This is a genomic window from Rahnella perminowiae, from assembly GCF_019049695.1.
Classification (GTDB): domain Bacteria; phylum Pseudomonadota; class Gammaproteobacteria; order Enterobacterales; family Enterobacteriaceae; genus Rahnella; species Rahnella perminowiae.
Genome location: NZ_JAFMOT010000158.1, coordinates 57,791 through 68,297, shown reverse-complemented (window position 1 = coordinate 68,297; position 10,507 = coordinate 57,791). Strand labels below are relative to the sequence as shown.

General features: G+C 54.8%; 10 protein-coding genes. 5 read left to right on the top strand and 5 right to left on the bottom strand.

Annotated features, from left to right (window positions below):
- Positions 1 to 145 precede the first annotated feature (145 nt).
- The 5 genes from J1781_RS05100 to J1781_RS05080 all read right to left on the bottom strand — a co-directional run bounded on the left by J1781_RS05100 (position 146) and on the right by J1781_RS05080 (position 4,799).
- A complete protein-coding gene (locus J1781_RS05100; protein WP_235173987.1) occupies positions 146 to 991 on the bottom strand; it encodes an amino acid ABC transporter ATP-binding protein in 846 nt (281 codons plus the stop codon).
- Between the two features lie 15 nt (positions 992 to 1,006).
- Complete coding sequence (locus J1781_RS05095) at positions 1,007 to 1,921, bottom strand: amino acid ABC transporter permease (protein WP_129955481.1); 915 nt, start codon at positions 1,919 to 1,921, stop codon at positions 1,007 to 1,009.
- A gap of 15 nt (positions 1,922 to 1,936) precedes the next feature.
- Positions 1,937 to 2,452: a GNAT family N-acetyltransferase gene (locus J1781_RS05090; protein ID WP_217233292.1), complete on the bottom strand. Its 516-nt coding sequence runs from the start codon at positions 2,450 to 2,452 to the stop codon at positions 1,937 to 1,939.
- Positions 2,453 to 2,467: 15 nt separating this feature from the next.
- Positions 2,468 to 3,397: an ABC transporter substrate-binding protein gene (locus J1781_RS05085; protein ID WP_205951635.1), complete on the bottom strand. Its 930-nt coding sequence runs from the start codon at positions 3,395 to 3,397 to the stop codon at positions 2,468 to 2,470.
- A 208-nt stretch (positions 3,398 to 3,605) separates the two neighbouring features.
- Positions 3,606 to 4,799, bottom strand: a complete 1,194-nt coding sequence (locus J1781_RS05080) for an amidohydrolase (protein ID WP_217233291.1) — start codon at positions 4,797 to 4,799, stop codon at positions 3,606 to 3,608.
- 232 nt (positions 4,800 to 5,031) lie between these two features.
- Here J1781_RS05080 and J1781_RS05075 point away from each other — a divergent pair, with 232 nt between their 5' ends.
- The 5 genes from J1781_RS05075 (at position 5,032) to J1781_RS05055 (ending at position 10,433) form a co-directional block, all read left to right on the top strand.
- Positions 5,032 to 6,018, top strand: coding sequence for an MsnO8 family LLM class oxidoreductase (locus tag J1781_RS05075; protein WP_129991808.1), 987 nt, complete (start codon positions 5,032 to 5,034; stop codon positions 6,016 to 6,018).
- 9 nt (positions 6,019 to 6,027) lie between these two features.
- On the top strand, positions 6,028 to 7,365 hold the full coding sequence (locus J1781_RS05070; protein ID WP_217233290.1) for an LLM class flavin-dependent oxidoreductase: 1,338 nt from the start codon (positions 6,028 to 6,030) through the stop codon (positions 7,363 to 7,365).
- 172 nt (positions 7,366 to 7,537) lie between these two features.
- Positions 7,538 to 8,203 (top strand): acrylate utilization transcriptional regulator AcuR, encoded by a 666-nt coding sequence (gene acuR, locus J1781_RS05065; RefSeq protein WP_129955486.1) that lies wholly within the window; start codon positions 7,538 to 7,540, stop codon positions 8,201 to 8,203.
- Positions 8,204 to 8,292: 89 nt separating this feature from the next.
- A complete protein-coding gene (locus J1781_RS05060) occupies positions 8,293 to 9,270 on the top strand; it encodes an oxidoreductase (RefSeq protein ID WP_129955487.1) in 978 nt (325 codons plus the stop codon).
- Between the two features lie 191 nt (positions 9,271 to 9,461).
- Positions 9,462 to 10,433: a chemotaxis protein gene (locus tag J1781_RS05055; protein ID WP_217233289.1), complete on the top strand. Its 972-nt coding sequence runs from the start codon at positions 9,462 to 9,464 to the stop codon at positions 10,431 to 10,433.
- The last annotated feature ends 74 nt before the right edge of the window (positions 10,434 to 10,507 follow it).

Below are 10,507 nucleotides of genomic sequence, written 5' to 3'. Positions count from 1 at the left end.
GGGGTATTAATGGTGGTGTAATTGTATGAGTTGCCATCAAACCCACACTCCTTCCCTTCGTGAGAGGGGAAGGAGCAAAAGCAAAATCGCGCAGTGTTTGCCGGGGAAGGAGTAAAGCAAAACCTTTGTCACATGTGTGTGGCAGCTAAAGCACCTTCTCCAGGAAAGCCTGGGTTCTGGCGTGAACCGGCCGTTCCAGCACCTGTTCGGCAGCGCCGCTTTCAACAACGCGACCATCGACCATAAATACCACCTGATCCGCGACCTGGCGCGCGAAGCCGATTTCATGAGTAACGACCACCAGTGTTACGCCTGATTGCGCCAGTTTCTTAATCACATCCAGCACTTCGCCGACCAGTTCAGGGTCGAGGGCCGATGTCGGTTCATCAAACAGCATGACTTTAGGATTCAGCGCCAGCGCGCGGGCGATGGCGATACGTTGTTGCTGTCCGCCGGACAAATGACGCGGCCAGGCGTGGGCTTTCTCACGCAGGCCGACGGTGTCGAGCAGTTCACCGGCGCGGATGATGGCGTCTTTGCGACTCATCAGGCCGTGAACTACCGGCGCTTCGATGATGTTATCCAGCACCGTCATATGCGGGAATAAATTGAAATTCTGGAATACATAACCGACGTGTCTGCGTTGCCTGAGAATGGCGCGCTCTTTCAGCTCATACAGTGTATCGCCTTTGCGGCGGTAACCAATGTAGTCACCATCGATCTGAATAAAACCTTCGTCGACGCGCTCAAGATGATTAATCGTGCGCAACAGTGTCGATTTTCCCGAACCGGACGGGCCGAGGATCACGGTCACGGTGCCGGGTTCAATGCTCAGACTGACGTTATCCAGCGCTTTATGCGCGCCGTAGTACTTGCTCAGATTATTGATCTCTATACGCCCGACGGTGGCTGCCTGAGGTTTGCGCGGGAACAGCTGTTCAACCGGGGCTTCCCTTGGGCGGTTAACGAATAAATCAAAGGCTTCAGACATAGTGCTTTCCCTTTATTAAGAACGGGCGACGCGCCACTGACGCAGGCGCTGCAAGGGGGTTGGCGCGACCTGGCGCACAGTACCGCGGGAGAAATAACGTTCGACGTAATACTGTAAAACCGACAGCACGGTGGTGATCAGCAGATACCAGACGGTAGCGACCATCAGCAACGGGATCACCTGTTGCGTGCGGTTGTAAATCACCTGCACGGTGTAAAACAGTTCCGGCATCGACAGGACGTAAACAATCGATGTGCCTTTCGCCAGGCTGATCACTTCGTTAAAACCGGTTGGCAGAATTGAACGCAAAGCCTGCGGCAAAATAATGCGAAATGTACGGCGGTAGGCCGGTAATCCCAGCGCGGCGGCGGCTTCGTGCTGGCCGTGTTCTACGCCCAAAATCCCGCCACGAATGATCTCTGCGGTATAGGCTGATTGCACCAGGGAAAGGCCGAGCACGGCGACGGAAAACTGATCCAGCAAATTAACCGTCGGGGTGCTGAAAAAGGAAACCGTGGTGAACGGAATGCCGAGCGAAAGGTTGTCGTAAAGATAGGAAAAGTTGTAGAGGATGATCAGCACCAGCAGCAGCGGCAATGAACGGAACAGCCAGATATACCCCCAGGCCAGCGCATTGAGCAAATAAGATTTAGACAGACGGGCGAGGGCCAGTGCGGTGCCGAAAATCACGCCGAACAGCGTGCCCAGCAGTGTCAGCAACAGGGTTTTTCCAAGCCCGGACAAGATCACCGGATCAAAAAACCACTGGCGGAATACGCCCCATTCCCAGCGGGAATTCGTGGCGATTGACTGGATGATACCTAAGAGAATAAATGCCGAAAATACCGCACCGGCCAGTCGCCACGGATAGCGCGCCGGTACCACTTTCAGCGGCGGATGATTCACAGTTGAAGGGGTATTTTCGCTCATGGAGTTCCCTTGTCGTTATGTCGCAGATGAGGTGACCGGCACCTGCGCTTTCAGTGTTTTGGTAAACGGCAGTCGCCCGTCATACGGCGGCCGGGAATAGACTTCCGGGTCGAGACGGGTATCGAATTGCGGCTGGTAACCGTGTGACAGATACAATCCGACCGCTTCAGGCTGGCGGAATCCGGTGGTCAGAAAGACCCGCCGGTAACCATACGCGGCAGCACGCCGTTCCAGTTCATGCAGGATTTTTTGCGCCAGTCCCTGACGGCGCAGCGCGCGGTGCGTCCAGATGCGTTTTAGCTCGGCGGTCTGTTCGTCGTAGCGTTTATACGCGCCCATCGCAACGGGCTCGCCGTTTCTCAGCAGAACAATGAAGGCGCCATCGGGGGCGGAAAAAACACTGTCATCTTCCGGCGGCTGGCTCGAAAAGAAATCGCCGTAGCGGTCACGGTATTCACCGAACAATCCGTCGATGACCGGTGCAATCAGCGGGTCTTCCGGCACGGTCTGAATGAAAATATCTTCGCTCATCGTTTCTGCTCCTGATCAGTCGCCCAGTCCCGGCGGGTTAATTTCAGAGTGATCGATCTTCTCGACGCTTTCACCCCAGCGATCCAGCACTTTGATGTAAGCCCCGCTGGCAATGGCGCTGTTCAGCGACGCCTGCACGGCATCCACCAGGCCATTCCCTTTTTTCAGCGTGACGGCGATATTGGCAGTCTTCGGCCAGCCGCCAGGCACGGTGCCGACCAGTTTGGTTTTGCCGGTCAGCAGGGATTTATACGCGCCGGTCACGTTCGGGCCGAACGTCGCGTCAGCCCGGCCGGACTGGATCGCCAGCGTCGCGGCAGCGTCATCGGTGACATACAGCGGTTTCAGCGCCGGTAAGCCTTTGGCCTGATTCTCTTTGTCCCACGCCAGCAACACGGCTTCCTGATTGGTGCCTGAGCCGACAATAATGCGTTTACCGGCGATATCGGGTGCGGATTTAATGGAGGTGATTTTGCTGTCACTTTTCACATAAAAACCGAGGGTATCTTCGCGGTAAGTAGCGAAATCAAATTTGGTTTTGCGATCTTTGGTGACCGTGATGTTGTAGATTGCCGCATCGTATTTGCCGGAAGTCACGCCCAGCGGCCAGTCCTCCCAGGAGGCCGGAACCACTTTAAGTTTCAGGCCTAAACCGTCGGCGACCAGACGGGCAATATCCGCCTCGCTGCCGATCACAGTTTTATTATCACGGGCGTACAGCCCGAACGGCGGTGCGCTGCCGAGCACGGCCAGTGCAACGGTCAGCGTGCCCGGTTCAACAAACTTAAAATTGGCCGGGATTTTCGCCACAGCCTCCGGGCTTTTGGGTGTATTTACCGGCGTTTCATTGGCAACCAGATCAATACCCGGTGCGGCGTATGCGGCTGATGAAAAACTTAATATTGCCGCGATGGCGGTCGCTGTAAGGGTTGCGCTATGCTTCATCATCATTATTATTTTTTATCCTGCAATCTTATTTTATGGAGTGAGAACCGTGAGGTGACGTTTTCACTATTCCCGAGTGTTGCCGGGATGTAAAAGAACAAAATCAAATAATCAAAGAGATAAAATAGAAATGCCTCGCGACGGAAATTTTCCACGGAAAATGCCCGGAATATCCGGGCGTGAGAAAATAAAATCAGGAATGAAATGGTTACTCTCCGGCTAATTCCACCAGCGCTTTTTCCGCCAGTTGCTGGAAATAATTTGCGGCCGGGTAAATAGCCGATTCATCCGGGTTAAATTGCGGATGATGCAAGCCGAAGTGACTGGCAGAGCCGATGCTGACAAACGCACCCGGCACATGATGCAGATAAAAAGCAAAATCCTCTCCGCCCATTTGTGCCTGCGCCACCTGCGCGTCATAGCCAGATTCTGCGGCAGCCTGTAAAGCAAACTCTGCCCAGCGCGGCGTATTCACCACCGCCGGTGGCCCGGCAAACCAGTGCAATTCCGCCTGCGCGCCCAGCGCATCGGCTACGCCGGTGATGACTTTGCGGATGCGCTGCGGAAGGTATTCGCGGATCTCGCTGCTGTAGGTGCGCACCGTGCCTTCCAGTTCGACGGTTTGGGGTAAGACGTTCCAGGTATTGCCGCCTTCAATGCGGGTGACGCTGACCACCGCCGCGTCCTGTGCGCTGACGTTGCGGCTGACCACCGTTTGCAGCGCGGTCACGATATGGCTGGCGGTGACAATGCTGTCGGTGCCTTCTTCCGGATGTGCGGCGTGTGCGCCTTTACCGGTCACGGTTATCTGAAAGCGATCCACGTTGGCATAGAATGCTCCCCCTTTGGTCGCGAAGGTACCGACCGGCAGTTCAGGCGCATTATGGAGGCCAAAAATCGCATCAACGTTTTCCAGCGCACCGGCTTTAATCAGCTGCGATGCACCGCCAAAGCGTTCCTCAGCGGGCTGGAAAAACAGCCGCACGCGTCCGGGTAAGGTCTGTTCACGCGCCTTGAGCAAATATGCCGCACCGAGGATAACTGAAGTATGGAAATCGTGGCCACAGGCGTGCATTACACCGGGTTGCTGCGAACTGAACGTTACGCCGGAGGCTTCTTCAATCGGCAGGGCATCAATGTCCCCGCGCAGGGCCACAACGGGTCCCTGTTCCGGCCCGATTTCAGCCACAACGCCGGTTTTCAGCCCGAGCGATAAAATGCGGATCCCGGCGGCATTCAGCCATTGGGTAATCTTTTGTGTTGTCACAAACTCCTGATTGGATAATTCAGGATGCTGGTGTAATTCACGACGGTAAGCGATGAGTTTTTCTTCTAATCCGGATAATCCGGACGGGGTGCCGGATGAAATATTTTGTGTTTCTTGTGCAAGTGAAATGCTCATGGCGAAATAACCTTATTGTCTGAACAGAGAGAGTTAAACAGATGGAGCCATTCATTTCATGCTAGTCAGGCCAGCGGGAATAACGAAATACTCAGTCGCTATAATTTATAGTCGTTTTGCACAGCGGCCTGCATAGCAAAATACTGACTATAGAAACGTGATTTTATTATTTAGCTTTAACCTTATTTCGTGGAACTCTTTTTTATCACAACGGATAAAAAGGGATGCGCAGGTGAATTACCGACTGAGTTTATTAGATCAAAGCCCGATCAACGACGGGCAGACGGCTGCGCAGGCGCTAGACGCGACGCTGAATTTTGCGCTGGCAGCAGAAAAGCTGGGCTATCACCGCTTATGGGTGTCGGAACACCACGATACTGAAAAACTGGCGGGCAGCTCGCCTGAAGTGCTGATCGCCTGGTTGCTGGCACATACCTCCCGGCTGCGGATAGGTTCAGGCGGGGTGATGCTGCAACATTATAGTCCGTATAAAGTGGCGGAGAATTTTCATCTTTTATCATCGCTGGCGCCGGATCGTGTGGATATCGGCATCGGCAAAGCGCCCGGCGGTTTACCGCTGTCGACCAAAGCGTTGCGCGCCCATGCCCCGGCTGAATCAGCTCCCGGTTTCCCCGCCCAGTTACAACAACTGACGCATTATCTGACCCATCTGGATGACCATCTGGCGGGCACTGAAGCCCGTGCGTTGCCGCGTCCGCCGGTTGCACCGCAGCGGTTTTTACTCGGTGCCAGCAAAGAGAGCGCCCGTCTGGCGGCGTCGCTGGGCTGGAACTTTGTCTTCGCCGGTTTTATCAATGCTTCCGCTGAGGTGATGACAGAATCCGTGCTGGCTTTCCATGAATATTCGGCCGGACAAGGGCAGGCGCTGGTCAGTCTGGCTGCGCTGGCGGCGGAAACCCGGGAGCAGGCTGCTGAGCGGGTGGCCGGGCGACATAATTTTCGTGTCACGGTGGGCGACCGGCACGTCACGGTCGGTTCCCGCGAACAGGCTGAAGCCTTTGTGCGCCAGTCCGGCGCGACGCAATACCATATCGAACAGCAGCAAATCAGCATACTGCACGGCACACCCGGCGACATCCATCAGCAACTGCGCGATATTCAGCGCCGCCTGTGCGTGAACGAATTTGTCATACACACTCCACTGACTGAAGCCGGTGCGCGGCTGAAGTCCATCGAATTGCTGGCTGGCCAGCGGTAAGGAGATTTCATGAGCCAATCAAAAAGTATCAAGCTGGGTCTGATGTTGCACGGTGCCGGGGGGCATATGAACTCGTGGCGTCACGAAAAAGCGCCGGCAGATGCCAGTGTCAATTTCCCGTATTTCCGTGATTTAGCCCTGCGTGCGGAAGCAGCCGGTTTTGATTTCCTGTTCGTGGCCGACGGCCTGCACATTAACGAAAAATCGCTGCCCCATTTCCTCAACCGTTTCGAACCGGTGGCCTTGCTGTCAGCGCTGGCCTCCGCGACCCACAGCATCGGGCTGGCGGGGACTATTTCGACCTCGTACAGCGATCCGTTTACCGTCGCACGTCAACTGGCTTCGATAGACAATATCAGTCAGGGGCGGGCGGGCTGGAACGTGGTGACCTCACCGCTGGCCGGTTCGGCGAAAAACTTCGGTAAAGATCATCCTGAACATGCGCTGCGCTACCAGATTGCGGAAGAATATATCAGCGTTGTGCAGGGGCTGTGGGACTCATGGGAAGACGACGCTTTTGTGCGCGACCGTGAAAGCGGTGTGTTTTTCGACGCGGCGAAGCTGCATAGACTGAATCATCAGGGGCAGTTTTTCTCGGTGGAAGGCCCGCTGAATATTCAGCGTTCGCCACAAGGTCAGCCGGTGATTTTCCAGGCCGGCGCGTCGGATGCCGGTATCGCACTGGCCGGTAAATCTGCCGATGCCGTTTTCACTAACGCCCGTACGCTGGAAGAAGCGCAGGAGTATGCGGCAAAATTACAGCAACAGGTCAGCAAAAATGGCCGCCATCCGGTGGGTATTTTCCCGGGGATCAGCCCGGTTGTCGGCAGAACTGAAGAGGAAGCTGAGGCCAAATATCAATATCTGTTGTCACTGTTGTCTCTCGACGATGCGCTGGCCTATCTCGGACGATTCTTCGATCACCATGATTTCAGCCAGTATCCGCCGGACGGCCCGTTCCCTGAACTGGGTGATTTAGGGCAAAACACCTTCCGCTCTACCACCGACAGTATCAAGAAACTGGCGCGTGAAGAAAACCTGACGTTGCGGGAAATCGCGTATCAGACCACCTTGCCGCGTGGTGAATTCTTTGGCACGCCGGAACAGGTCGCCGACCGTCTGATCCGCTGGGTGGAAGAGGGCGGTGCCAGCGGATTTATCATCAGCGGGCCGGTACTGACCGAAGCGCTGGATGACATTACCCGTCTGGTATTGCCGGTGCTGGAAGCACGGGGTTACTGGCATCCCTCACAGGCTCCGACGCTGCGCGAGCGTCTGAATATTCCGTTCCCGGCCAACCGTTACAGCGTGCAGGAAACCCGGCGTGAAACAGTGAGCGAAAAATAGTTACAACATACTAAGGTTTTTCCCAGGCCCGCCACGGTAGCCCCGAGCGGGCTTTTTGCTTTGCAGGGCTGACGGACGGGCAGGTTTTTACGGTTCGGGAACCGCGGCAGGCTTGCCGGCATAAAAAATTAGGCGTAGGCTTTTCGCAATTAAAAAACGATCGGTCTAAATTATGTGTAGTGCGTTTTCCCCTGTACCTGAGGTGCCACTCAAACCGCGCCGCGGACGTCCGCCGAGAACGGCCCGGGAGTTTGAGGATACGCGCGAAGCCCTTATCCGTTCGGGGCTGGAAGTGATCACAGAAACGGGTTACCTGTCGGCAGGCATCGAGGCGGTGATCAAAAACATCGCCGTGCCGAAAGGCTCGTTTTATCACTATTTCAAAAATAAGCAGGATTTCGGCATGGCCGTGCTGACGGCTTACGGCGCTTTTTTCGCCCACAAACTCGACAAGTTTCTGCTCAGCACTGAATTGTCACCGCTGCAACGCATTGACGCATTTGTGACGCATGCCGGTCAGGCAATGGCGAAGTTTGAGTTCAGGCGTGGCTGTCTGGTCGGTAATTTATTGCAGGAATCCCCGCAGCTGCCGGATGATTTTTTGCAGAAACTCAAAACGATTTTGTATGACTGGGAAAGTCGTATTGCCCTCTGCCTGGAAGAAGCCCGTCAGGCGGGCGATATCGTATCAACCATGCCGACCGCGTCACTGGCACAGATTTTCTGGTCCGGCTGGGAAGGGGCGGTGATGCGGGCAAAACTGTTTCGCTCGGCCGGGCCGCTGGATCAGTTCTGGGCGTATTTCCGTCATACCCTTGTGTCACCTGTTCAATCCTGAATCTAAAAATAGCACCTGCAATCATTACGTGAGTCATCGCATACCTCACGACAAAAAACTCGAATCACCTGAAATATAAAGGGAAGAAAATGAAAGCATTGGTCCTGGAACAACAAGATAAGGCCACGCTGGCCGAAGTGAAAGAGATTGCGCTGCCGGATATGGCGGCAGGCGATGTGCGGGTGGATATCAGCTGGTCAGGGCTGAATTACAAAGATGCCCTGGCCATCACCGGTAAAGGTAAAATCATCCGGCAGTTTCCGATGGTGCCGGGTATTGATTTCGCCGGCCATGTCAGCCGCAGCAACGACCCGCGTTTCTCCGTCGGACAATCTGTCATTCTGACCGGCTGGGGCGTCGGCGAAACGCACTGGGGCGGTCTGGCTGAGCAGGCTTGTGTTAAAGGTGACTGGCTGGTCGCCCTGCCGGAAGGTCTGGCTGCGCGCAATGCCATGATCATCGGCACCGCCGGGTTTACCGCCATGCTGTGCGTCATGGCGCTGGAAGAGGCGGGCGTGACACCGGAAAGCGGCACCGTAGTGGTGACCGGTGCCAGCGGCGGCGTCGGCAGTACGGCGGTGGCCTTGTTGCATACGCTCGGTTACACCGTGGCGGCCGTGACGGGGCGTGGATCTACACATGATTATCTGCGTAAACTGGGTGCCGGCGAAATCCTCTCCCGTGATGATTTTGCCGAAACCCGTCCGCTGGAAAAACAACTCTGGGCCGGCGCGGTGGATACCGTCGGCGACAAGGTGCTGGCCAAACTGCTGGCGCAAACCAATTACGGCGGCTGCGTGGCGGCCTGCGGTCTGGCGGGGGGCTTCAACCTGCCGACCACCGTGATGCCGTTTATTCTGCGCAATGTGCGTTTGCAGGGGGTGGATTCGGTTTCAGTTCCCGCTGAACGTCGCGCTGCCGTCTGGGAGCGTTTACTGAATACGCTGCCGGACGATTTTTATCAGCAGGCTGCGACGGAAATTACGCTGGAACAAGCTCCGGCTGTTGCAGCCGATTTCCTGAACAATAAAATCCAGGGCCGGACGCTGGTGAAAATCGGCGGCTGACCGTTCCTGCCCGGTATTTTCGTGATACCGGGTGCTTTACTTCAATTTTTTCCCCGCTATAAAGAATTACCCCTGACCGGCCGATAAAAACAACGTCCCTCTGAGAAAAAAGAGAATGGAATTCCTTATTTTCCGAATGACGCACCGCGCGAACACAATCAAAAACGAATAACGACAGGCATGGGGAAAGTATGGATAATTTTCAGAAAGAAATTGATGAGAGAACCAATCTCACTTCATCAAACCGGTTTGAGCTTTTGCTGTTCCGTCTGGGGACATCGCCGGATGACGAGCAATCTGAGCTTTTTGGTATCAACGTCTTTAAATTGCGCGAAATCGTGCCGATGCCCACGCTGACTAAAGCGGCGGGTATGGCCTCCCCGATGATGGGTATGGCCAACATCCGTGGCGAAATCATTCCGGTCATCGACCTGCCTGCTGTGGTCGGTTGTGTGCCCAAAACCGGCCTGAACATTCTGCTTGTCACCGAATATGCACGCAGTACTCAGGCGTTTGCGGTGGAATCCGTTGATGACATTGTGCGTCTTGAATGGAGTCAGGTGCTGGCTGCCGAGGGGGGTGTGAAAAGCCGTAACATCACCAGTATTGCGCGTCTGGATAACGATAAATCCAGTAACCGTCTGGCGCTGGTGCTCGACGTTGAACAAATCCTCCATGACATTATTCCGAACAGTAATATCGACATGGATAAAAAGAAAACCAGCGCATTTAAACTCAAGCCGGGCACGGTGGCGATCGTGGCCGAAGATTCTAAAGTCGCCCGTCAGATGCTGGAGAAAGGGCTTAACATGATGGAAATCCCGGCGCAGATGCATGTCACCGGTCTGGAAGCCTGGAATAAAATCCGTAAAATGGCTGAAGAATGCAAAGCCCAGGGACTGCCCATTGCCGATAAAATTTCCTTCGTATTAACGGATCTGGAAATGCCGGAAATGGACGGCTTTACCCTGACGCTCAATATCAAGCGTGATGAATTCCTGAAAAATATCCCGGTTATTATTCATTCCTCCTTATCCGGCAGCGCCAATGAAGATCATGTGCGTAAAGTGGGTGCTGACGGTTATGTGGCGAAGTTCGAAATCAACGAACTGGAAGCGGCTATTCATAAAGCGCTGGAGGCGAAGAAAATCGCACATGTGTAATCCGCCCCTGAGCCTGTAACTGCCAAAGCCCGCCCGTTGTGCGGGTTTTTTTATGGACAGAATTAATCATCAGG

Excerpts from the sequence above, each read along its gene's own strand:
- J1781_RS05055 (WP_217233289.1), top strand. The coding sequence starts at position 9,462 with ATGGATAATTTTCAGAAAGAAATTGATGAGAGAACCAATCTCACTTCA.
- J1781_RS05070 (WP_217233290.1), top strand. The coding sequence starts at position 6,028 with ATGAGCCAATCAAAAAGTATCAAGCTGGGTCTGATGTTGCACGGTGCC.
- J1781_RS05095 (WP_129955481.1), bottom strand. The coding sequence starts at position 1,921 with ATGAGCGAAAATACCCCTTCAACTGTGAATCATCCGCCGCTGAAAGTG.
- J1781_RS05060 (WP_129955487.1), top strand. The coding sequence starts at position 8,293 with ATGAAAGCATTGGTCCTGGAACAACAAGATAAGGCCACGCTGGCCGAA.
- J1781_RS05090 (WP_217233292.1), bottom strand. The coding sequence starts at position 2,452 with ATGAGCGAAGATATTTTCATTCAGACCGTGCCGGAAGACCCGCTGATT.
- J1781_RS05080 (WP_217233291.1), bottom strand. The coding sequence starts at position 4,799 with ATGAGCATTTCACTTGCACAAGAAACACAAAATATTTCATCCGGCACC.
- J1781_RS05085 (WP_205951635.1), bottom strand. The coding sequence starts at position 3,397 with ATGAAGCATAGCGCAACCCTTACAGCGACCGCCATCGCGGCAATATTA.
- acuR (WP_129955486.1), top strand. The coding sequence starts at position 7,538 with ATGTGTAGTGCGTTTTCCCCTGTACCTGAGGTGCCACTCAAACCGCGC.
- J1781_RS05100 (WP_235173987.1), bottom strand. The coding sequence starts at position 991 with ATGTCTGAAGCCTTTGATTTATTCGTTAACCGCCCAAGGGAAGCCCCG.